General features: G+C 74.4%; 18 protein-coding genes. 13 read left to right on the forward strand and 5 right to left on the reverse strand.

Annotated elements, in window-relative coordinates:
- Positions 1-93 precede the first annotated feature (93 nt).
- Complete coding sequence (locus GQS09_RS02160) at positions 94-1,413, reverse strand: CdaR family transcriptional regulator (protein ID WP_165984232.1); 1,320 nt, start codon at positions 1,411-1,413, stop codon at positions 94-96.
- 234 nt (positions 1,414-1,647) lie between these two features.
- On the opposite strand from GQS09_RS02160, the gene GQS09_RS02165 reads away from it, so the two are divergent.
- The 4 genes from GQS09_RS02165 (at position 1,648) to GQS09_RS02180 (ending at position 6,017) form a co-directional block, all read left to right on the forward strand.
- A complete protein-coding gene (locus tag GQS09_RS02165; protein ID WP_313895952.1) occupies positions 1,648-2,418 on the forward strand; it encodes an SDR family oxidoreductase in 771 nt (256 codons plus the stop codon).
- A gap of 159 nt (positions 2,419-2,577) precedes the next feature.
- The gene (locus tag GQS09_RS02170; protein WP_313895953.1) at positions 2,578-3,279 is read left to right on the forward strand and encodes an ElyC/SanA/YdcF family protein; all 702 of its coding nucleotides are present in this window, start codon (positions 2,578-2,580) and stop codon (positions 3,277-3,279) included.
- Between the two features lie 164 nt (positions 3,280-3,443).
- Positions 3,444-4,892: a glycosyltransferase gene (locus GQS09_RS30565; protein WP_207957369.1), complete on the forward strand. Its 1,449-nt coding sequence runs from the start codon at positions 3,444-3,446 to the stop codon at positions 4,890-4,892.
- A gap of 27 nt (positions 4,893-4,919) precedes the next feature.
- Positions 4,920-6,017 (forward strand): galactose-1-phosphate uridylyltransferase, encoded by a 1,098-nt coding sequence (locus GQS09_RS02180; protein ID WP_165984235.1) that lies wholly within the window; start codon positions 4,920-4,922, stop codon positions 6,015-6,017.
- 26 nt (positions 6,018-6,043) lie between these two features.
- Here GQS09_RS02180 and GQS09_RS02185 read toward each other — a convergent pair whose 3' ends face one another.
- The 4 genes from GQS09_RS02185 to GQS09_RS02200 all read right to left on the reverse strand — a co-directional run bounded on the left by GQS09_RS02185 (position 6,044) and on the right by GQS09_RS02200 (position 11,303).
- Positions 6,044-6,838, reverse strand: coding sequence for a sporulation protein (locus tag GQS09_RS02185; RefSeq protein WP_313895955.1), 795 nt, complete (start codon positions 6,836-6,838; stop codon positions 6,044-6,046).
- A 193-nt stretch (positions 6,839-7,031) separates the two neighbouring features.
- A complete protein-coding gene (locus GQS09_RS02190) occupies positions 7,032-7,487 on the reverse strand; it encodes a hypothetical protein (RefSeq protein WP_165984236.1) in 456 nt (151 codons plus the stop codon).
- A 184-nt stretch (positions 7,488-7,671) separates the two neighbouring features.
- Positions 7,672-10,674: a SpoIIE family protein phosphatase gene (locus tag GQS09_RS02195; RefSeq protein WP_165984237.1), complete on the reverse strand. Its 3,003-nt coding sequence runs from the start codon at positions 10,672-10,674 to the stop codon at positions 7,672-7,674.
- 164 nt (positions 10,675-10,838) lie between these two features.
- The gene (locus GQS09_RS02200; RefSeq protein WP_165984238.1) at positions 10,839-11,303 is read right to left on the reverse strand and encodes an ATP-binding protein; all 465 of its coding nucleotides are present in this window, start codon (positions 11,301-11,303) and stop codon (positions 10,839-10,841) included.
- 267 nt (positions 11,304-11,570) lie between these two features.
- On the opposite strand from GQS09_RS02200, the gene GQS09_RS02205 reads away from it, so the two are divergent.
- From GQS09_RS02205 to GQS09_RS02245, 9 genes are all read left to right on the forward strand, one after another.
- The gene (locus GQS09_RS02205; protein ID WP_207957370.1) at positions 11,571-12,428 is read left to right on the forward strand and encodes a hypothetical protein; all 858 of its coding nucleotides are present in this window, start codon (positions 11,571-11,573) and stop codon (positions 12,426-12,428) included.
- 105 nt (positions 12,429-12,533) lie between these two features.
- Entirely contained in the window at positions 12,534-13,334 is an 801-nt protein-coding gene (locus GQS09_RS02210) for a YcnI family protein (protein WP_165984239.1), read from the forward strand.
- Between the two features lie 113 nt (positions 13,335-13,447).
- A complete protein-coding gene (locus tag GQS09_RS02215; protein ID WP_165984240.1) occupies positions 13,448-14,125 on the forward strand; it encodes an SCO family protein in 678 nt (225 codons plus the stop codon).
- Positions 14,122-14,703: a copper chaperone PCu(A)C gene (locus GQS09_RS02220; protein WP_165984241.1), complete on the forward strand. Its 582-nt coding sequence runs from the start codon at positions 14,122-14,124 to the stop codon at positions 14,701-14,703. The genes GQS09_RS02215 and GQS09_RS02220 overlap by 4 nt, the downstream gene beginning before the upstream one ends.
- Positions 14,704-14,726: 23 nt before the next feature.
- Entirely contained in the window at positions 14,727-16,787 is a 2,061-nt protein-coding gene (locus GQS09_RS02225; RefSeq protein ID WP_165984242.1) for a copper resistance protein CopC, read from the forward strand.
- Positions 16,788-16,839: 52 nt separating this feature from the next.
- Positions 16,840-18,168, forward strand: a complete 1,329-nt coding sequence (gene efeB / locus GQS09_RS02230) for an iron uptake transporter deferrochelatase/peroxidase subunit (protein ID WP_165984243.1) — start codon at positions 16,840-16,842, stop codon at positions 18,166-18,168.
- A 44-nt stretch (positions 18,169-18,212) separates the two neighbouring features.
- A complete protein-coding gene (gene pheA / locus GQS09_RS02235) occupies positions 18,213-19,166 on the forward strand; it encodes a prephenate dehydratase (protein ID WP_165984244.1) in 954 nt (317 codons plus the stop codon).
- A gap of 563 nt (positions 19,167-19,729) precedes the next feature.
- Positions 19,730-21,010 carry a serine--tRNA ligase gene (gene serS / locus GQS09_RS02240; protein ID WP_165984245.1) on the forward strand — a complete coding sequence of 427 codons (1,281 nt, stop codon included), beginning with the start codon at positions 19,730-19,732 and terminating at the stop codon, positions 21,008-21,010.
- Positions 21,007-21,864, forward strand: a complete 858-nt coding sequence (locus GQS09_RS02245; RefSeq protein ID WP_165984246.1) for an HAD family hydrolase — start codon at positions 21,007-21,009, stop codon at positions 21,862-21,864. Before serS ends, GQS09_RS02245 begins: the two co-directional genes overlap by 4 nt.
- Positions 21,865-21,942 lie beyond the last annotated feature (78 nt).

Consider the following 21,942-nt stretch of genomic DNA (forward strand, 5'->3'; position numbering starts at 1 on the left):
CGGCGTGCTCACCGGGCGGGCGGCAGCACGCGGAAGCGCGGCGCCGGAGGAAGGGGAGAAAGGAAAAAAGGGGAGAAAAGAGAGAAAGGGGAGTCAGGCGGATTCGGGGCGGGAGCGGGACGGGCGGCGGGCCGGGGCCGGCGGGTGCGGCTCCGTCCGGGCCGGGACCGCCGCCGGGGGCAGCGCACGGGGCAGCAGGGGCAGGGCCCGCAGGGCCAGGGCCCAGCCGAGGCGGGTCTCCCCCGAGTCGGCGGCCCGGCCGGTGAGTTCGGAGATCCTGGCCACCCGGTTGAGCACGGTGTTGCGGTGGCAGTACAGCCGGGACGCCGAGGCGGTGGCGGAGCCGCCGGTGTCCAGCCACACCCGCAGCGTGTCGAGCAGCACCCGCCGCTCCGAGGTGCTGCGCAGCACCCCGCCGAGGTAGCGGTCCACCAGGCGTTCCGCCGTGTCCGGCTGTTCGCACAGCAGCGCCTCGGGCAGCCGTTCGTCCAGCGCGGCCACCTCGCCGCCCTCCGGGGGCAGGGTGCGCAGCGCGCGTTCGGCCAGCCGCAGCGCCCCGTCCGCCTGGGCGAGCCGCAGGATGACCGGGGAGATCCCGGCAGTGGCGCCCAGCCGGTCCCGCAGGATGCCGGAGAGCTGGTCCGGGTCGAGGCCGCCGAGCCGGATCAGCCCGGCGTTGACCCCCCAGGCGGGCGGGCCGGGCAGCCGGCCGGCGGCCCGGGGCCGCCAGAACGACCACACGCCGTGCGCCTCCAGCGCGGGCGCCGGATCGGTGGGCGCGGCCGGGTCCTGGGCCGCGGCCACCACCACGAAGCGGTCCTGCTCCGGGATGCCGAGCACGGCCGCCGCCGCCTTGGCGACCGTCGGGTCGGCGCCCCGCCCGTCCAGCAGCGCCTCGAACAGGGCACCGCGCCGGGTGTCCTCCTGCTGGTGCAGTTCGAGCTGGGTGAGCCGGTAGGACTCGCTCATGGCGGAGGAGTAGGTGTCGATGGTCTCCCAGACCACGCCGGCCACGTCCAGCGCGCGGTGCCCGGGCTCGACGGACCACTCGCGCAGCAGCTCGGTGATGGCTTCCCAGACCACCCGGCCGCCCCGCCGGTAGGCGCGCAGCACGGTCTCCAGCGGGACCTGCTGCACGGCGCGGCGGCGTCCGGTCTCGCGGGCGGCGGCCTCGAAGTCGCCGCGGCTGTCGGCGGGCATGTCGCCCAGTTCCCGGAGGGAGTGCAGCAGGTTCTGCCGGACCGTCTCGTGCAGATCCTCGGTGCTCACCGGATGCCCGGCGGCGTAGAGCGTGCTGTGCGCGTGGATGTCCGCGACCACCCGGGCCGCGAGCGTGTCGAGACGTCTCAGCAGCGCGGTGGCCAGCGCCGTGCGCAGCCGCTGACCGGCGTGATCCGTCCCGTCGCTCGCCATGGTCAGGAAGGTTAGGCGGATGCCGCGCCGCAGGCCGGGCGGACGGGACCGCTGCCCAGCAGGACGCCGGCCACCCTGTGCACCTGCACAGCCGCAGGGCGGGGGAGACGGCGGCGGGTCCGCGGCGCTAGCATGCGCGCTGGGCTACCGCTCAGTAATCAGTTCTGCGGGGCGGCGGCCCTCCGGCCCCGGTTCCCCGCACGCCCCGCACGCCCCGCACGACCCGCACGGAAGGTGCAGCCGTTGAGCGAACGCCGCAACATCCTCATCACCGGCGCGAGTTCCGGCCTCGGTGAACAGATGGCCCGGGAGTTCGCCGCCCGCGGCCGCAATCTGGCGCTCTGCGCCCGCCGCACCGACCGGCTCCAGGCGCTGCGCGCCGAACTGCTGGCCGCCCGCCCCGGCATCACCGTGGCCGTGCGCGCCCTGGACGTGAACGACCACCCGGCGGTCTTCGAGACGTTCCGCGCCCTCGCCGGCGACCTCGGCGGACGGCTGGACCGGGTGATCGTCAACGCCGGGCTGGGCAAGGGCAGGCCCATCGGCACCGGCGGTTTCCGCGCCAATCTGCAGACCGCCGAGACCAACTTCACCGCCGCGCTGGCCCAGTGCGAGGCGGCCATGGAGCACTTCCGGGAGCACCGGTCCGGCCACCTGGTGGTCATCTCCTCCGTCAGCGCGCTGCGCGGCCTGCCGCGCAGTTCCACCACCTATGCCGCGACCAAGGCCGGCCTGTCCGCGCTGGCCGAAGGCATCCGGGCGGAGATGCTCGCCACCGGCACGCCCGTCCGGGTCTCCGCCGTGCACCCCGGCTACATCGCCACCGACCTGAGTGAACGTGCCGCCCGCACCCCGCTGATGGTGCCGCTGGAGAAAGGGGTGCGCTCGATGGTCCGGGCCATCGAGCGGGAACGGGCTGACGCCCGGGTGCCGGCCTGGCCCTGGGTGCCGCTGGGCTTCCTGCTGCGCCGCATGCCGCTGCGGCTGGTCGCCCGGCTGGCCTGAGCCGGGGGCCGGGCCGGGCGGGCCGTGCCGGGCCGGCCCGAGGCAGGCGGGCGCGGGCCGGGGCGGGCCGGTCAGGAACTCCCCGTGCGCCCGGCACGTGTATCAGGCATGGTGATCCTCGGCCGGGCCCGTTCCGTACCGCGTGACGTACCGCGTGGCGTGGCGCGCGGCACCTGGCTCCGCCGGCTGCGTCCGCGGCTGCCCCGTACGCGACGGGGCCGGCGCCGGGCCCTGCGGCTGGCGGTGCTCGTCTGCTCGCTGGCGCTGCTGCCGTCCGCCTGGCTGTTCGCCACCACCGACGGCCAGCGCATCCGCACCCCGGCCGACGCCCCGGCCGCCCCGGTGGCCGTCGTCTTCGGCGCCGGACTGTGGGACGGCGAGCCCTCCCCCTACCTGGCCCACCGGCTGGACGCCGCGGCCCGGCTCTACCACGACGGGAAGGTGCGGGCCCTGCTGGTCACCGGGGACAACAGCGTGCACGGCTACAACGAGCCGGACGCCATGCGCGACTACCTCACCGGCCGGGGCGTCCCGGCAGACCGCATCGTCGCCGACTACGCCGGATTCGACACCTGGGACTCCTGCGCCCGCGCGCACGACGTGTTCGGCGTCCGCCGGGCCCTGCTGGTCTCGCAGGACTACCACATCCGACGCGCCCTCGCGCTGTGCCGGGCGGCCGGCATCGACGCCTGGGGCGTGGCCGTGCGCGAGCCGCGCGACAGCATCTGGCTCTACGGCTCGCTGCGCGAGGTGCCCGGCGCGGCCAAGGCCGCGTTCGAGGCGTTCTTCACTCCCTCCGCACGGTTCCCGGGGCCGCCGGAGACCAGCCTGGAGACGGCCCTCTCCGGCCCGGACCGGTAGGCCGCCCGGCCCCCGCACCGGCGGGCCGTTCAGCCGCTGCGCGCCGGGGTACCCGCGTGGAGCCGTGGAGTACCGGGCGTGCACGCACACCTGCGCACCGACACGGACGGCCGGGCGATCAGCGGGCTGAAGGGACGGTGGGGCCGATGCTGCAAGGGGTTGATGTGGGACGCCAGAACCTGGACTCGTACCGCGCCTGCGTCGGTGACGAGGTGGTGCAGGCACTGCGCACCCTGGCCGAGCCGCTGCGGGGGGCCCGGGTCCTGCATGTCAACGCCACCCCCTACGGCGGCGGTGTCGCCGAGATTCTGCGCTCCGAGGTGCCGCTGCTGCGGGACCTGGGACTGGCGGTGGACTGGAAGACCATCAGCCCCGGCGAGGAGAACGGATTCTTCAGGATCACCAAGGGCATCCACAACGCCCTCCAGGGCGACCCCCGGGGCCTGCAGGAGAAGGACTGGAACGTCTACCGGGAGACCTCGGCCCGGGTCGCCTCGTTCCTGCGGGACGAGTACGACGTGGTGATCGTGCACGACCCGCAGCCGCTCGCGCTGCCCCTGCTGCGCGGGCGCGGCGGCGCCCGCTGGGTGTGGCGCTGCCACATCGACAGCTCCGCGCCCAACTCCACGGTCTGGGAACGGCTCAGCCCCTACCTGGCCGAGTTCGACGCCGCGGTGTTCACCCTGGGCGCGTTCGTGCCGCCGCGGGTGCCGGTCGGCCGGGTGGAGATCATCCCGCCGGCCATCGACCCGCTCAGCCCGAAGAACATGCCGATCGACCGCTCCCTGGCCAAGGGGGTGCTGGACTGGATCGGGGTGGACACCGGGCGCCCGCTGCTGGTGCAGGTCTCCCGGTTCGACCGCTGGAAGGACCCGCTGGGCGTCATCGCCGCCTACCGGATCGTCAAACGGGAGATTCCCGAGGTGCAGCTCGCGCTGGTGGGCTCGATGGCGCTGGACGACCCGGAGGGCTGGGAGGTCTACCGGGAGATCAGCGTGTCCGACGCCGACGACCCGGACATGTTCCTCTTCACCAACCTCACCGGCGTGGGAAACATCGAGGTCAACGCCTTCCAGCGGCACGCGGACGTGGTGATCCAGAAGTCCATCCGGGAGGGCTTCGGCCTGGTGGTGTCCGAGGCGCTGTGGAAGGGCACCCCGGTGGTGGCCGGGCGGGCCGGCGGGATACCGCTCCAGCTCGGCGACGGAGTGGGCGGGCGCCTGGTGGACTCGGTGGAGGGGTGCGCCGAGGCCGTGCTGCGGTTCCTGGGCGACCGGGCGTCGGCCAGGTCGCTGGCCTCCGAGGGCACCGAGCTGGTCCGGGGGCGGTTCCTGCTGCCCCGGCTGCTCGCCGACGAACTGCGGCTGGTCGGCGATCTGCTGGGCGGCCGGCCCCCCGCCCCGGCGGCCCTGGCGGGCGCGGCCTCGGGCACCGCGGGCGAGCGGCGCGACCCGGTGTGCGGCATGCGCGTCGAGGGAGGCACCCCGCACCGCAGGGAGCACGAGGGCAGGACCTTCTTCTTCTGCTCGGAGTCCTGCGCCGGGCAGTTCAGCGCGGACCCGGAGCCGTTCCTGCGCGCCCCGGCCGCGGCGGGCGGCCGCGGCGGCGCCTGACCCGCCCGCCGGAAGGGAGCGCCCGCCGTGCCCGAGCTGCGCCGTGATCCGTTCTCCCGCAACTGGGTGATCCTCGCCCCGGAGCGGGCCCGGCGCCCGCACCCGGGCGACGCGCCGGCCGACGGTCCGCAGTGCCCGTTCTGCCCCGGCCACGAGTCCAGTACCCCGGAGGAGCTGTGGCGGCTGGCCGACGAGGCAGGCGACTGGAAGGTCCGCGTGGTGCGCAACCGCTACCCGGTGCTGGTCCCCGGGCCGGAGCCGACGGCCGCGCCGGCCGCGCCGACGGCGGAGCCGGACGGCCCGCAGGACCCCGGGCCGGGAGAGCCGGCGGGACGCCGGCTGTTCCGGGCCGCGGCGGGGACGGGCAGCCACGAGGTGGTGATCGAGTCCCGCAGCCACGGCTGGGACATCCCGGACGGCGACGACGACGCCGTGGCCGATGTGCTGCGCGCCTGCCGCGACCGCACCCGCGCGCTGCGCGCCCGCCGCCACCCCGGCCTGGTGGTGCCGTTCCGCAACCACGGGCCCGCGGCCGGTACGTCCATGCCGCACCCGCACTCGCAGATCATCGCCCTGCCGCTGGTCCCGCCCAGCCGGAGGCGGCTGCTGGAGACCGCCCGGGACCACTTCGAACGGCACGGCTCGAGCCTGTACGCCGACGTGCTGGACGCCGAGCTGGCCGACGGACGGAGACTGGTGGCGGTCGGCGGGCACGCCGTCGCCCTGGTGCCCTACGCGGGGCGCGGCCCGTACGAGACCTGGATTCTGCCGCGCCGCCCGGCCGCGTCCTTCGCCGACGCCGACGACCGGGAACTGGCCGAGACCGCCTCCCTGCTGCGCCGCACGGTCACCGCCGTGCTCTCCGTGCTCGGCCCGGTCTCCTACAACTACGTGCTGGCCAACGCCCCGGACGGCGAGGAGGGTGTGCCCTGGTACTCCTGGCAGCTCACCCTGGTGCCGCGCACCGCGGCGGGCGCGGGCTTCGAGCTGGGCACCGAGATGTCCATCACCCCCGTGCCGCCGGAGGACGCCGCCGCCCGGCTGCGGGCGGCCCTGCCTCCGCGGTCCCCGGGGGACGGCGGGCGGGGCGGGCCCGGCGGGCCCGGCGGCCCGGGGCGCGGCTGACCGCGCCCGCCCCGGGCCGCCCGGTCTCAGAAGCCGCCGCGCCGGTCGACCATGGCGCGGATCCAGCCGTCCACCTCGGACACCCAGTCGCGCTGGCCGGGCGCCTCGTGCGGCACGGTGTAGCGGTGGATCACGTCACCACCGGAGCGGAACAGCCCGCCGCGCTTGTCGGCCTCCAGGATGACCTCCAGCCCGCCCGGGTTGGCCAGGAAGGTGACCTCGATCTCGTTCATGACCCCCTGGTACTGCGGCCCGGGCGCCATCTCGATCTCCTGGTAGAACGGCAGCTGCTGGCTGGTGCCGCGGATGCGGCCCATCTCCAGGTCGGCCGCCTTGAAGATGAAGCCCAGCCGGGAGAGCGCGTCCAGCACGCCCTCCTGCGAGGGCAGCGGCAGCACCGAGATCGGGTCCATGTCGCCCGCGTCCACCGCGTTCGCCACGGCGAGCTCCGTCCGGACCCCGAGCCCGATGCCGAGCTGACGCCCGTACATCTCGGTCACCGGTGTCTCCCACGGAACGGCGATCTGGAACGGGATGGACCGCTGCTCGCCCTCCGCGAGCCGGAAGGCGCCGCCCACCGCGACCTTGTCGAAGCCGACCAGGCGGTGCCCCTCGTAGTCCTCCGTCTCGATCTCCACCCGGCCCGCGAACTCCAGCGAGACCTGCTGGATGTCGAAGCTCGCGGTACCGCCGAGCATATGGACCTCACCGGTGAGGGTCCCGCCGGGGTAGACCGCGCCCGGCGCGAGAATCGTGTCCACCTTGGGAGCGCCCACCCCGAGCGCACCGAGCAGCCGTTTGAACACCATGCCGGCGCTCACACTCCTTCATTCATGTGCATCTGTGCAGCCTTTGCCCTGGTCACGTGACCGGGCCTCCGCCCCGCGGCGGAACCGTTGCACACCTACCCCGAACAGTCCCAGCTACCACCGTCGCGGTGCAACCGTTGCGGCGGAACCTGTGGACACGGGCGGGCGAAGCGCTACCGGTTTCGCCGCGGCGCGGCACAACGGCTCAGACGTCGCAGGAGACCTCCGGGTTCTCCGCGGTGAAGACTCCGTCCGGATTCTCCCTCCACACCCAGGCGTGCAGGCTGTGGAACGGCACCTCGGCACTGGGCGGGTCGAAGGTCCGGCCGAGCAGCGAGGCCGGCTCGTACGAGGCGTACTCCACCGCCACCAGGCGCAGCTTGCCGTCCGGCAGCGGGGCGTAGAGGAGGACGTTCGGCTCGGTGGGCTCCAGCTCGCTCTGGTCCGCGGCGACCGACCTGAGGAAGTGGAAGCCCATGCCCGGCACACAGGGCGAGGCCAGTTCATAGCCGTCGGCGAGCGCGCCCCAGACATTCCGGTACGTGGCCGTGGCCTCCCGCACCTCCTGCAGGCCGCCGCCGGTTCCGGCGGCCGGCGCCGCTCCCGGCATCAGGGACACGGCCGTCGTCAGGCTCGCCGCGGTCAGCAGTCGTCGGTACATCACCAGCTCCTCGGGTCCGGACGTGCGGGGCGCGGCCCCGGACCACACCCCTCACACGGTGTGCTGGCAAAGTTACCCTCTGCGCATATACCTCTCCTCCGCCACGCCGCACCACGGCCGCCGCCCCGTCTCCGGCCCGGCCACCGGTCCGGCTCGGGGTCCGGCTCGGGGTCCGGTCCGGGAATCAGAGGTCGGCGTAGAGGGAGAGCAGGGTCTCCTCGTCGTCGGCGGCGGACGGGGCGGGGCCTGCGGCGTCCAGCGGCTGTTCGGCCCAGACGGTCTTGCCGCGCGGGGTGTAGCGGGTGCCCCAGGTGCGGCAGAACCGGGCGACCAGGAACAGCCCGCGCCCGCCCTCCTCGCTGGTGCCGGCCCGCCGGATGCGCGGCGCCGAGTTGCTCCGGTCGGACACCTCGCAGATCAGCGAGGTGTCCCGGATCAGCCGCAGCCCGACCGGCCCGCCCCCGCCGTACCGGATGGCATTGGTGACCAGCTCGCTGACCACCAGCTCGGTGGCGCCGGACAGTCCGGCCAGTCCCCAGCCCGCGAGCCGCTGCCGCACCAGGTCGCGGGCGTCGTGCACCACGGCCGGGTCCGGCGGCAGCGCCCAGTCGGCGACCCGGTCGGCGGACAGCGCCCGGGTGCGGGCCAGCAGCAGGGTCAGGTCGTCGGCGGCGCCCTCGGTCAGCGCCATGCCGGTGACCTTGTCGCAGACCAGCTCCAGCGAGGCGTCGGGGGACCGGGCGGCCCGGGACAGGGCGTGGAACAGAACCTCCAGCCGGTCGTCGTCCGTCCGCCGCTCCGCGCCCTGCACGCCGCGCGCCGCGCGGGCGGTGGACAGGCCGTCCGAGTAGAGGGCCAGCACGCTGCCCTCCGGGAGCACGGTCTCGGTGGCGGCGTACGGGAAGAGGCCGCCCAGGCCGAGCGGCAGGCCGGCCGGGACGTCCAGCAGGCGGGCCGGACCGCCGCCGGGTTCCGCCACGGCGGGCGGCGGATGCCCGGCCCGGGCGGCGGTGCAGGTGCGCGACACCGGGTCGTAGACGGCATACAGGCAGGTCGCGCCGCTGGCCGGGTCCTCCCGTCCGGCGTGGTCCGCCGAGGAGCGGCTGACCAGCTCGTCGAGATGGGCGAGCACCTCCTCGGGCGGCAGGTCGAGATCGGCCAGGGTGTGCACGGCGGTGCGCAGCCGTCCCATGGTGGCGGCGGCGTGCAGGCCATGGCCGACCACGTCTCCGACCACCAGGGCCACCCGGGAGCCGGAGAGCGGGATGACGTCGTACCAGTCGCCGCCGACGTCGGTGGTCTCGTCGGCCGGGAAGTAGCGGTGCGCGGTCTGCACCGCGGAGAGACCGGGCAGCGCGCAGGGCAGCAGGCTGTGCTGGAGGGTGAGCGAGGCGGCCCGCTCGCGGGCGTAGCGGCGGGCATTGTCCAGGCAGGTCGCCGTGCGGGCGGCCAGCTCCTCGGCCAGGGTGAGGTCGTCCGCCTCGAAGGGCTCGGAGCCGCCGGAGCGGTAGAACCCGGCCACGCCCAGCACCACGCCCCGGGCGGTCAGCGGCACCGCCAGCACCAGGTGGCCGCCGGGGCCCAGCCGCGCCGCCGGGTCCGCGGGATCGTCGGCGGAGGCGGTGGCCAGCACCGGTTCGCGGACCGAGCGGCCCTGGGCCAGGGCCCGGGTCTGGGCCGCGTGCTCCGGCCAGCGGAAGGGCGCCGCCCGGTCGCCGGGCGGGGCGGTCACCGGCGGCAGACCGGGGCGGGCGGCCGAGGCCAGCCGCACCAGCGACGAGCCGGGTGCCGCCGTGCCGGGATACGGTTCCTCGCCCTCGGCGACCCGGCCCAGCAGATCGACCACCACCAGGTCGGCCAGCCGCGGCACGGCGATCTCCGCCAGTTCGCGGGCGGTGTGCTCCATGTCCAGCGTGCTGCCTATCCGGCGGCTGGCCTCGTTCAGCAGCGACAGCCGCCGCCGGGCGGCCACCGCCACGCTGCTCACCCCGGGCTCGCCCACCATCAGCAGCCAGCGGTCCACACCGCCGGGCCGTGATCCGGCCGCGGTGCCGTCGGAGGGGCGGGGGCCGACCACGGCCGGCGGGAGCACCGCGGACGGCAGCGCCGCGGCGTGCACCGCGCCGTCCGCATCGGCCGCGGGGGCGGAGGGGGCCGGGGAGAGCGGGGAGGCCGCAGAGGCCGCAGAGGCCGCAGAGTCCCCGGAGGCCGGGGCGGTCCGGGGAGGTGCCGGGCCGTCGTGCCGGGCACCGCGCCGCACGCTGACCTCGACCGCCGCGCCCTCGGCATGCGCGTTCCGCACCACCCGCCGGTGCAGGACGGCCCGGCCGCCATGGCTGAGCGGGACCTCCGCCCAGGTGACGTCCTCGGCCGCGATCATCTCGCTGGCCCGCTCCAGCAGCAGGTCCTGGTCCTCGGCCGAGAGGGGGAGCGCGGAGAGGGAGGCCAGCGAACGGCCGGAGAACGCGGGGGGCGCGCCGGTGCCGGAGGCCGCGGCCGGCACCAGCGTGCCGCTGCCGTGCCCGCGCAGGGTCAGGAACTCGGCGGCCAGCGCGCGCTCCCGCGCGGTGCTCAGCTCCAGCAGCCGGTGCTCGATCCGGCTCGCCGTGCGCTCCAGGGCCACCGCCATCCGGGGATGGGCGGACTCACGCAGCATGGAGAGGTTGACCACGCCCTGCACCACGCCGCTGAGCGGATCGCGGATCGGTGATCCGATGCAGGCCAGGGCCTGGAAGGTGTGGAAGTAGTGCTCCTCGCCGACCACCACGAAGGGCGAGCGGGTGGACAGGCACATGTTGATGCTGTTGGTGCCCAGGTGACGCTCGGCGCAGCTCGCGCCCACCACCAGGTTCTGCTCCTCCTGCAGCTCCAGCATGGCGGAGCAGCCGCGCCGGGCCACGATCCGCGCATGGGCGTCGGTCAGCAGGATGGTCACCGGCTCGTCCGCCAGCCGGTCGCGGAGTTCGGTCAGCGCGGGCCGGGCTGCCCGCAGCAGCCGTGGCTCCGGGTCCAGGCCGGTATCGGCCGGGACGATCAGCTGCTCCTGGCTGACACCGAGGTTTTTCGACCGTTTCCAGGAGGCTCGGATCGCCGCCCGCATCTCGTCCTCCGACGGTTCGCGTCCGAAGTGCACGAAACGGTCGTGGGCACGGGCCTTCAGCGGGGAGCTGGTCCAGGGATCGCTCATGGGGTTACCTGCTCTGGCTGAGCCGACGTGTACGGGGTCACACGCCGATTAACCCCACCGTAGACCAATTCGGACATTTCACCGGAGGTGACAAAAATCACTCCCCGGTCCGGCCGCGGGCCGGTGCCCAGTTCAGCGGGCGGAAGGCCGGGACGGCGTCCGCTTCACGAGGCGTGCAGCAGGGCGTCTTCGCGCCAGGTGAGGATCTTGTCGATGGACACCACGGCACCGCCCGCGTCACCGGGCTGATTGCGGAACCGGACCCGGTCGGCCAGCGCCTCGATCAGCCCCAGGCCGCGGCCGTGCTCCTGATCCTGTTCCCGGACGGCCACGGCGGCCGCCGGCCGCGTACCGGAGGCACGCACCCCGGCCGGGAACCCGGGACCGGAGTCGGTGACCTCGATGCGGCAGATGTCGCCGCTGATGGCGGCGGTCACCCGGAAGCTGTCGGAACGGCCGCCACCGCCGTGCAGCACCGCGTTGGAACACGCCTCGGAGAGGGCGACGGAGAGTTCGTAGGAGACGCTGTCCTCCACGCCTGCGGTGCGCATGGCACCGAGCAGCAGCCGCCGGGCGAGCGGGACGCTGGCAGCCTCCCGCCGCAGATGGAGAGACCACCAGATGCTCATACCGCATCCCTTCGAGATCCCTTGGAGACCGGTCTCCAGCCGCGCGGCACCCGTTTGCCACGGCTCGACATACTCCTAGGTATTGCCGAGCGAACGCCGGGTAAGCACGTGACCGTCCGAACACCGCTCGATCGGCGGATGTGCGCGAGGTGAAACTCGATATAACAGGGGCGAAAGAGGTGGGAGGGGGCGCACTTTTGTGCGGATTCGATAGGAACGCATCCCGTCCTCCCCTCCTCCCGGACGCGATGAGATGATGGCGCCGCCATGCCTGCCGCCGTAGATCTGCGCCTGCTGCGGGCCGCGGTCTTCGCCGCGGCCTGTGTCGCGCTCGCCGCGGCCGGACACCTCAGTGCCGGGCCCGGCGTGGCCCCCGCCGCCCTGCTGGCCGGCTGGCTGGCCGTGCTGGCGGTCACCGCACCGCTGGCGGGCCGGGAACGCGGCTCGCTCCCGGCCATGGCCGGGCTGCTGGCCGTCTGCCAGATCCTGCTGCACTGCCTGTTCGCCCTCGGCCGCCCGGACGGCGGACACGCCGTGGACGGCACCGCGGCACACGGGCAACAGCCCGCGGGACCCGCCCAGGGCGCACTGGCCCTGGCCGCCCGGCTGCTCTGCGCCGACCACGCCGCCCCCCTGACCACGGCCGAGGCCGAGCAAGTACTGCGCGACGCGGGGCTGACGCCCCTGCCGCCCGGCACGGCGGCGGCCTCCGCGGCAGGCCCGGCTCACCTGCTGGACCGGATACTCCAGGAGCTCCGGGAGCTGGCCGACGCCCCCATGCTGCTGGGCCACCTCCTCGCCGCCCTGGCGGCGGGCTGGCTGCTGCGCCGGGGCGAGGCCGCGCTGTGGCGGCTGCTCCGGCTCTCCCGCTCCGCATGCACCCGGGCGCCGCTGCCGCTGCCGCGCCCGCTGAAGGTGGCGCTGACGCTGGCGCGCACGCTGGGCATGGCCGGGCCGCTCCCCGAGCCGGTGGCCGGCCGGCCGCGCCGCCGGGCCGGCACCCGCTGCCCCGCCGGGACATCTCTGCTGGCGGAGGCGGTGACCCGGCGCGGTCCGCCGTTTCACGTGGAACCACCCCACCGCGAGCCCGGGCATCCGGTTGCCCGGCTCGCTCTCGCGGCGTAGCGCGTCACATCTCACCGGACGGCCGGACGGAACCGGGCGGCCGGGCGGGGGTGCCGCTTCGCCGTGCACACCCCCATCCGACAGCACCGTGGAGTGATTCCTGTCATGAGCCGTACCCTGACGCGCTTCCGGGCCGCCGCCGTGGTGGCCGCCTGCGCCTCCGCCGCCCTGCTGGCCGTCGCCACCCCGGCGTCCGCCCATGTCACCGTCGACCCCAAGGAGGTCCCGGCCGGCGGCTACAGCACCGTCAATGTGAAGGTGCCCAACGAACGGGACAACGCCTCCACCATCAAGATCGAACTGTTCCTCGACCCGGACCACCCGGTGGCCTCCGCCATGCCGCAGCCGGTGCCGGGCTGGGAGATCGACGTCGAGATCACCGAGCTGGAGGAACCGCTGGAGGTGCACGGCAACGAGATCACCGAGGCCCCCAGAAAGATCACCTGGCGCGGCGGTGAGATCCGGCCCGGGATGTTCCAGCAGTTCCCGGTCTCGCTGGGCCGCCTCCCGGAGGACGCCGGGCAGCTCACCTTCAAGGCGATCCAGACCTACGACAATGACGAGGTCGTGCGCTGGATCGACGAACCGGCGGAAGACGCCGAGCACCCGGCCGCCGTCCTCACCCTGGCCCCCGCGGCGGAGGAGGGCCACGGCTCCGCCCCGGCCGACGCCGAGAACGCCGAGAACGCCGAGAATGGCGAGAGCGGCGAGGGCGGGACCGCCGTCCAGGCGGAGGAGGACTCCGCACCGGGCGGCGACACCGGCAGCGCGACGTCCTCGGCGGCCCCGGACTCCGCCGACACCGCCGCCCGCGTCCTGGCCGTCCTCGGCCTGCTGGTGGGCGCGGCGGGCGTCACGCTGGCCCTGCTCACCGCCCGCCGCGGACGGACCACGGCCGGCTCCTGACCCGGACCGTCCCCGGACCGCACCACCGGGTGGGGCGGGGCGGCCGTCCGCCGCCCCGCCCCACCCGGCGCCCGACCCCTCGCCAGCCCTTCCGCACCACAGAGAGAACCACCATGAACCACCGTCGCGTCGGCATGACCCTGACCGCCGCCGCCACCGCCCTGCTGCTCGCCGCCTGCGGATCGTCCTCGGAATCCTCGGACGGCGGGCACGGCGACCACGGCGACGAGCCCGTGGCCGAGGTCTCCGGCGGCCATGCGCCGGACGAGGGCACCGTGCTCAGCCAACCCTGGGAGAAGCCCGATGTGGTCCTCACCGACACCCGCGGCGAGCCCTTCGACCTGGCGGCCGAGACCGACGGCCACGCCACCCTGATCTACTTCGGCTACACCCACTGCCCCGACATCTGTCCGCTCACCATGAGCAATATCGCGCTCGGCGCCTATGAGCTCTCGCCGGAGCAGCGCGACAAGCTGCGGGTGATCATGATCACCTCGGATCCGGAGCGGGACACCCCCGAGTCCCTGGGCGCATGGCTGGCCGCCCAGGACGAGGACTTCATCGGCCTGACCGGCGACTTCGCCACCATCCAGGAGACCGCCCGAAGCCTGGGCGTGGCCCTGGAGGAGCCCTATGCGGACGACAACGGTGACATCGTCTCCACGCACGGCGCCCAGGTGATCGCCTTCTTGCCGACCGACAACCGGGCGCACGTCATCTACACCGAGGGCGTGACCGCGGAGACCTTCGAGCGGGACCTGCCCAAGCTGGTCGAGGGGGAGCTGCCATGAGGCGCCGCACCGGGACGGCGCTCGCGGCGCTGGCCCTGGCCGGCACGCTCGCCGCCACCGCCTGCGGCGGCGGGGAAAGCCCGGAAGCCACGGAGGGCACGGACGGCGGCGGGCCGGAGCTGGCGGTGGTGGAGGCGTTCATCCCGCAGCCGGTCAACGACGACCTGGCGGGCGGCTTCCTCACCGTGGAGAACACCGGGGACACCGACGACACCCTGGTGTCCGTCACCACACCGGCGGCGGCCTCGGTCGAGCTGCACACGACCGAGGACAGCGCCATGCGGCAGGTCGACTCCTTCCCGGTGCCTGCCGGCGGAACGCTGGAACTGCGGCGCGGCGGCGACCACTTGATGCTCATCGAACTGACCGGCACGCTCACCGAGGGAGACAGCGTCACCCTCGAACTGCACTTCCGGACCTCGGACCCGCTCACCGTGGACGTCCCGGTCATGGCCGCCACCCACACCGGGAACGGCACCGGCCCCGGCGCGGACGCCGCGGACCCCGGTCAGCGCGGTGGCGGCGGTGGCGGCGACGAGAGCGGCAGGAGCGGTGAGAGCGGTCACGGCGACCACTGACCAGTGAACCGAACGGAGACAGCATGCGCTCCCTCGCCACGGCCCCGCGCGTTCTGCTGACGGCGCTCGCCGCCGCCGCCGTACTGCTGCTCGGCGCACCGGCCGCCGCCGCGCACGCCTCGCTGAGCGGCAGCGACCCGGAGGACGGGGCCGTGGTGCCCGAGGCACCCCCCGAGGTCCGGCTCACCTTCACCGAGGAGGTGGCGCTCTCGGCCGGCTCGGTCCGGGTCCTGGACCCGGACGGCAACCGGGCCGACCCCGGCGCGGCGCCGGGCCGGGTCCCCGGTGACGGCTTCACCTACGCCGTCCCGCTCGACGAGGGCCTGGGCGACGGCACCTACACCGTGGTCTGGCAGGTGGTCTCCGCCGACGGCCACCCCATCTCCGGAGCCTTCACCTTCTCGCTGGGCGCCCCCTCGGAGAAGACGGCCGATGTGCAGCTCGCCGAACCCGGCGGCGGTGTCGTCGGCCTGCTGTACGACACCGGGCGCTACGCCGCCTACACCGGCTTCCTGCTGCTGGTCGGCGGCAGCGTGTTCGTGCTGTGCTGCTGGCCGGCCGCGGCCCGGACACGGGCGGTGCAGCGCCTGGTGGTCACCGGCTGGGGCACGCTCACCGCCGCCACCATCGCCCTGCTGTGGCTGCGCCACCCCTATGTCACCGGCGGCACGCCGGCCGACGCCTTCAGCCTCAGCGGGCTGCAGGCGGTGCTGGAGAGCAGGACCGGCACCGCGCTGGCCTCCCGGCTGATCCTGCTCGCCGCGGCCGGGCTGTTCATCGCCGTCCTCTTCGGCAGTTACGCCCGGCTGCGCCCGCCCGGCCCCGGCCCGGGGAAGCCGGACGAGGACGACGACACCGCCGCGCGCCGACGGGACCTGCGGTTCGGGCTGGTGACCGGCGGCGGCATCGTGGCCATCGGCCTCGCCGCCACCTGGTCGCTGTCCGAGCACGCCGCCACCGGGCCGCAGCGGGCCCTGGCCGTCCCGGCCGACCTGGTCCATCTGCTGGCCGTCGCGGTCTGGCTGGGCGGGCTCGCCACCCTGCTGCTCCTGCTGTACCGGGAGCGGCCGGTGCCACGGGAGACGGTGCGCCGCTTCTCCGCCCTGGCCTTCGGCAGTGTGCTGGCCCTGGCGGTCACCGGCCTCTACCAGGCCTGGCGGCAGGTCCGGAGCTGGGAAGGGCTGACGGAGACGGAGTACGGCGCGCTGCTGCTGCTCAAGACCGCGCTGGTGGGACTGCTGCTCGGGGTCGCCTGGCTGTCCCGCCGCTGGACGGGCCGCCTGGCCCTCCCGGCCTCCGCGCCGGAGCCCTCCGGGCCCTCGGACGCCCCCGAGGACACCGTGGAAGCCACGGACGCATCGGACACCACGGACACCGAAGACCCGGAGGACCCCGGAGACGCCGAAGACGCCGAAGACGCCGAAGACGCCGGAGACCCCGCGGCGGTTCCGCCGGAGGCGGCCGTCACTCCGGAGCGAGCCGTCCAGCTCGCCCGGCAGCAGGCCGCCGTCCGCCAGGCCCGGCGCCGCAAGGCGCTCGCCGCCGACCCGGTCCGCGCCGCCCTGCGCCGCTCCGTCCGCACCGAGGCGTTCATCGCCGTGATGGTGCTGGCCGTCACCACCGTGCTCACCGGCACCGCGCCCGCCCGCACCGAGACCGGCGGCGCGGACGACGCTCCCCCGGCCGCCACAGGCCGGCCCGGGGACGGCAGCGGCGACTCACCGGTGGCGGAACTCTCCCTCAGCTACTGGGCGTACTTCGACACCGGAGGCCCGGACGGCTCCGGCAACGCCCTGATCGAACTGGACTCCGCCGCCGCCGGGGACAACACCCTGCGCGTCGCCCTCACCGACGAGCAGGGCGAACCGCTGCGGGTGGAAGAGGTGCGCGCCACCTTCACCCTCCCCGCCGAGGAGCTCGGCCCGCTGCGCCACGACGCCCGGCGCACCCTCACCGCCGGCCCCGAGACCTGGACCGTCGAGGACCTCGTCCTGCCGCGTCCCGGAGAATGGGACCTCGACCTCACCATCCGCACCTCGGAGATCGACCAGGTCACCGTGACGGTGACCTTCCCGCTGGGCTGACGCCCGCCGGCCCCGTATCCGCCCATCCGCCCGCACCCCCCGGTCGACACACATGCCCGACACCCGCAGCACCGCAGACACCCCGGACCGGGCCGAGCCCGCCGGCGGCCTCAGCCGCCGCAGGCTGCTCGGCACCGCCACCGCCACCGCCGGCGGCGCCGGACTCGCGCTCGGCGCCGCCTCCGGCGCCCTCGCCGCCCGCGCCACCGCCGCCACGCCCACCCCGCTCACCGAGGTGGGCGCCACCCGCATCCCCTTCCACGGCCCGCACCAGCCCGGCATCCTCACCCCGGCCCAGAGCCACGGCCTGCTGGCCGCCTTCGACCTGGCCCCCGGCGCCGGACGGCAGCAGGCCGCCGCACTGCTGCGCCGCTGGTCCGACACGGCCCGCACCCTGATGGACGGCCGCACCCCGGAGCAGGACACCGGCATCGCCCTGGACGCCGGGCCGTCCTCGCTCACCCTCACCTTCGGCTTCGGCGCCGGCTTCTTCGACGCCACCGGCCTGACGGCCGCCCGGCCGCCCGCCCTGGACCCGCTGCCCCCGTTCTCCGCCGACGAACTGGACCCGGACCGCTCGGACGGCGACCTGTGGGTGCAGATCGGCGCGGACGACGGCCTGGTGGCCTTCCACGCACTGCGCGCCCTGCAGCGCGACGCCGGGGCAACCGGAGCGGCCGGGGAGACCGTCCGGCTGCGCTGGCAGCAGTCCGGCTTCAACCGGACGCCCGGCGCCGCCGCCCGCCCGGCCACCGCCCGCAATCTGATGGGCCAGATCGACGGCACCAACAATCCCCGCCCGCAGGACCCGGACTTCGGCTCCCACATCTTCGTGCCCGCAGCGGGCGGCGGCGCGGACGGCGGCGCGGACGGCGACCACCCGGGCTGGATGGCGGGCGGCTCCTACGCCGTGTTCCGCCGCATCCGGATGCTGCTGGACACCTGGGAGCAGCAGCCGCTGGACGCGCAGGAGCGCGTCATAGGCCGGCGCAAGGCGGACGGCGCGCCGCTCACCGGCGGCACCGAGACCACACCGGTCGATCTGGCGGCCACCGGCGCGGACGGCCGCCCGGTGATCGCCGCCAACGCCCACGTCCGGGTGTCGGCCCCGGAGAGCAACGGCGGCGCCACCATGCTGCGCCGCGGCTTCTCGTACCACGACGGCTTCCGCGACGACGGCGCCCCGGACGCCGGCCTGCTGTTCGTCTGCTGGCAGGCGGACCCGCGCCGGGCCTTCGTCCCGGTGCAGCGCAAGCTGGACCGCGGCGACGCGCTCTCCGCCTTCATCCGCCACGAGGCGTCCGCCGTCTTCGCCGTCCCGCCCGGCGCACCCGAGGGAGGCTGGGTCGGTCAGCAACTGCTGGAGGGGTTCGAAAGGTGAGACCGGACACGTCCGGCGGTGGCGCCGGGTTTACCGTGGGCTCCATGACGTCCAGCCGTTACGCCTATCTCGGTCCCGAGGGCACGTTCACCGAAGCCGCGCTGCGCACGCTGCCGGAGGCGGCCACCCGGGAGCTGGTCCCCATGGTCTCGGTCCCGGCCGCGCTGGACGCGGTGCGGCAGGGCGAGGCGGCGGCGGCCCTGGTGCCGATCGAGAACTCGGTGGAGGGCGGGGTGCTCGCCACCGTGGACGAGCTGGCCTCCGGGCAGCCGCTGATGATCTACCGCGAGGTGCTGCTGCCGATCACCTTTTCGCTGCTGGTCCGGCCGGGCACCACCCTCGACCAGGTCAAGACGGTGACCGGCCACCCGGTGGCGCAGGCCCAGGTGCGGCGCTGGCTCCAGTCGCACCTGCCGGACGCCCAGTGGGAGTCGGCGGCCTCCAATGCGGACGGCGCGCGGCTGGTGCAGGAGGGCCGGTACGACGCGGCCTTCGCCGGGGAGTTCGCGGCGCCCAAGTACGGGCTGGAGCCGCTGTTCAGCGACATCCACGACGCGCCGAACGCCACCACCCGGTTCGTGCTGGTGGGCCGGCCGGCCCGGCCCGCGGCCCGGACCGGCGCGGACAAGACCTCGGTGGTGCTGTGGCTGCGGTCGGACCGCCCGGGCGCGCTGCTGGAACTGCTCCAGGAGTACATGGCGTGCGGGGTGAACCTGATGCGCATCGAATCGCGGCCCACCGGCGAGGGCATCGGGCGCTACTGCTTCCAGGTGGACTGCGAGGGGCATCTCACCGACCGGCGGGTCGGGGAGGCGCTGATGGGTTTGAAGCGGATGTGCGCCTCGGTGCGTTTCCTCGGTTCCTATCCGCGGGCGGACGGCGTGCGGCCCACGCTGGAGTCGGGGACCACGGATGCGGATTTCCTGGCCGCGGCGGACTGGCTGCACCGCTGCATGGACGGCCGGTCGGCGGAGACCGAGGCCGGGACCGGTCGCTGATTTCCGGTGCAGCCTGCGGTGCTGCCTGCGGTGCCGGTCGCGGTGCCGGTTCCGGTTCCGCGCGGGGCGGTTTCCGGTTCTCCACAGGCGCCCATGGTTATCCACAGGCTGTCTGACGACCTGTGAATAACCGAAAGATCAAAACGGGCATTACTGGCAAATAGCCACCGAGTGCAGAGAGACGGTCACCGAGTGACGCATCCTGTTGTGTCACATCAATTCACTTGATCATCACCTTTGAGCCGGTCAATTCCGGCCAAAACAGAACGTTACCGCCTCGCCAAAGCCGTATTGATCGCCACGCAGCCCGGCCGACAGGCCGCTGACCCGGCCTTCTGCGTTATCCACAGGTTGTCCACAGGGGGAAGGACCCCCCTGTGGACAACCTGTGGATTCCGCTGTGGAAACAGCGTGCAGCACGGTGGACGCGGCAGGTCACCGCGCCCGCCGGAGAGCACCGCCGAAGAGAGATCATTTCCGCGCGGGACCGCCGCCCGGCCCGTCCGCGAAGCGTTCGCGCAATCGGTTCGTGAGCGCCCGGCCGCCACCGGTAGCCTGGTCCCGTGATTGACCTTCGCCTGCTCCGTGAGGACCCCGACCGAGTCCGCGCCTCCCAGCGCGCCCGTGGCGAGGACGCCGGCCTGGTGGACGCGCTGCTCTCCGCCGACGAGCGGCGGCGGTCGTCGAGCGCCCGCTTCGACGAGCTGCGCGCCGAGCAGAAGCAGCTCGGCAAGCGTGTCTCCCGGGCCGCGGGCGACGAGAAGGCGGAGCTGCTGAAAAGGGCGGGCGAGCTCTCCGCGGCGGTCAAGGCCGCCGACGCCGAGCGGAACGCCGCCGACGCCGAGACCCAGGAGCTGCTGCGCAGGCTCGGCAACCTGGTGCATCCGGACGTCCCGGTCGGCGGCGAGGACGACTTCGCCGTCCTGGAGACGCACGGCACCGTCCGCGACTTCGCGGCCGAGGGCTTCACGCCCAAGGACCACCTGGAACTCGGCCAGATGCTCGGTGCCATCGACACCGAGCGCGGCGCCAAGGTCTCCGGCGCCCGCTTCTACTTCCTCACCGGTGTCGGCGCACTGCTGGAGCTGGCCCTGGTGAACGCCGCCATCGCGCAGGCCACGGCGGCCGGCTTCACCCCGATGCTGACCCCGGCGCTGGTCAAGCCGCAGGCCATGGAGGGCACCGGCTTCCTCGGCCAGGCGGCGGCCGACGTCTACCGGCTGGAGCGGGACGAGCTCTATCTGGTCGGCACCTCCGAGGTGCCGCTGGCCGGCTACCACATGGACGAGATCATCGAGACCGGGCGGCTGCCGCTGCGCTACGCCGGTTTCTCCCCCTGCTTCCGCCGGGAGGCCGGCTCCTACGGCAAGGACACCCGCGGCATCTTCCGGGTCCACCAGTTCGACAAGGTGGAGATGTTCTCCTACGTCACCCCGGAGGACGCCGAGGCCGAGCACGCCCGGCTGCTGGAGTGGGAGAAGCAGTGGCTGGCGGGCCTGGAGCTGCCGTTCCGGGTGATCGACGTGGCCAGCGGCGATCTGGGTGCCTCCGCCGCCCGGAAATACGACTGCGAGGCGTGGATTCCCACCCAGGGCAAGTACCGGGAGCTGACCTCCACCTCCAACTGCACCGAGTTCCAGGCCCGGCGGCTGTCCATCCGGATGCGCGGCACCGACGGCCGGGCCAGGCCACTGGCCACGCTGAACGGCACGCTCTGCGCGGTGCCGCGGACCATCGTCGCGCTGCTGGAGAACCACCAGCAGGCGGATGGCTCGGTCCGCGTGCCGGAGCTGCTCCGCCCCTATCTCGGCGGCCGGGAACTCCTCGAACCCGTGCAGAAATGAACGCTGCCGGAATAGCCGGGCGGGGATCGTCCGGACTCCCCTACCGTCTGATCGCCACGGATCTGGACGGCACCCTGCTGCGCTCGGACGGCACGGTCTCGCCGCGCACCCGCAAGGCGCTGGCCGCGGCCCGGGAGGCGGGCGCCGCGCACATCGTGGTCACCGGGCGGGGCGTGAGCTGGACCCGGCATGTGCTGGACGACCTGGGCTACGACGGGCTCGCGGTGTGCGGACAGGGCGGGCAGGTCTACCACGCGGGGGAGCACCGGCTGCTGACCTCGGTCACCCTGGACCGGGCGGTGGCCCGGCGGGCTGTGGAAACCCTGGAGGCCGAGCTCGGCAGGCTGTGGATAGCGGCCGGCCGGGACGGCCTGGAGGGCGATGTCGTCGTCGACCCGGCCGGATTCCACGTACCGGCCCCGGACGACACCAGCCCGATGAAGGCCATCGCCTTCCGGGACCGCGCGGAGCTGTGGGCCGAACCGCTGCTCAAGCTCTACCTCCGCCACCCGAGCCTGTCCGACGACGAGCTCACCGCGGCGGCGGCCGGCCTGGTGAACGGCTCGGTCGGCATCGTCATGGCCGGCCCGGGCACGGTGGAGCTCCTCCCGCTCGGCCTGACCAAGGCCACCGGGCTGTCGGTGGCCGCCCGCCGCCTGGGCATGCGCGGCGCGGACGCCATCGCCTTCGGTGACATGCCCAACGACCTGCCGATGTTCGCCTGGGCCGCGCACAGCGTGGCCATGGGCAACGCCCACCAGGAGGTCCTGGCCGCCGCCGACGAGACCACCGCCGACCACAACTCCGACGGCATCGCCGTGGTCCTCGAACGCCTTGTCACCCGCTTCGCGTAACCATACGTCTTTCGCCTCGTTGCCCCCTCTGCCGCGGAGACGGTGGCATGATCACCGTGCAGGGCTCTGACCTGGCTG

The sequence above is a fragment of the Streptomyces sp. YIM 98790 genome (assembly GCF_011421595.1).
Classification (GTDB): domain Bacteria; phylum Actinomycetota; class Actinomycetes; order Streptomycetales; family Streptomycetaceae; genus Streptomyces.

What these genes read in the sequence shown, in the direction of transcription:
- GQS09_RS02160 (WP_165984232.1), bottom strand. Translation starts at nt 1,413, where the DNA reads ATGGCGAGCGACGGGACGGATCACGCCGGTCAGCGGCTGCGCACGGCG.
- GQS09_RS02190 (WP_165984236.1), bottom strand. Translation starts at nt 7,487, where the DNA reads ATGTACCGACGACTGCTGACCGCGGCGAGCCTGACGACGGCCGTGTCC.
- GQS09_RS02195 (WP_165984237.1), bottom strand. Translation starts at nt 10,674, where the DNA reads ATGAGCGATCCCTGGACCAGCTCCCCGCTGAAGGCCCGTGCCCACGAC.
- GQS09_RS02200 (WP_165984238.1), bottom strand. Translation starts at nt 11,303, where the DNA reads ATGAGCATCTGGTGGTCTCTCCATCTGCGGCGGGAGGCTGCCAGCGTC.
- GQS09_RS02205 (WP_207957370.1), top strand. Translation starts at nt 11,571, where the DNA reads ATGCCTGCCGCCGTAGATCTGCGCCTGCTGCGGGCCGCGGTCTTCGCC.
- GQS09_RS02210 (WP_165984239.1), top strand. Translation starts at nt 12,534, where the DNA reads ATGAGCCGTACCCTGACGCGCTTCCGGGCCGCCGCCGTGGTGGCCGCC.
- GQS09_RS02215 (WP_165984240.1), top strand. Translation starts at nt 13,448, where the DNA reads ATGAACCACCGTCGCGTCGGCATGACCCTGACCGCCGCCGCCACCGCC.
- GQS09_RS02220 (WP_165984241.1), top strand. Translation starts at nt 14,122, where the DNA reads ATGAGGCGCCGCACCGGGACGGCGCTCGCGGCGCTGGCCCTGGCCGGC.
- GQS09_RS02225 (WP_165984242.1), top strand. Translation starts at nt 14,727, where the DNA reads ATGCGCTCCCTCGCCACGGCCCCGCGCGTTCTGCTGACGGCGCTCGCC.
- efeB (WP_165984243.1), top strand. Translation starts at nt 16,840, where the DNA reads ATGCCCGACACCCGCAGCACCGCAGACACCCCGGACCGGGCCGAGCCC.
- pheA (WP_165984244.1), top strand. Translation starts at nt 18,213, where the DNA reads ATGACGTCCAGCCGTTACGCCTATCTCGGTCCCGAGGGCACGTTCACC.
- GQS09_RS02245 (WP_165984246.1), top strand. Translation starts at nt 21,007, where the DNA reads ATGAACGCTGCCGGAATAGCCGGGCGGGGATCGTCCGGACTCCCCTAC.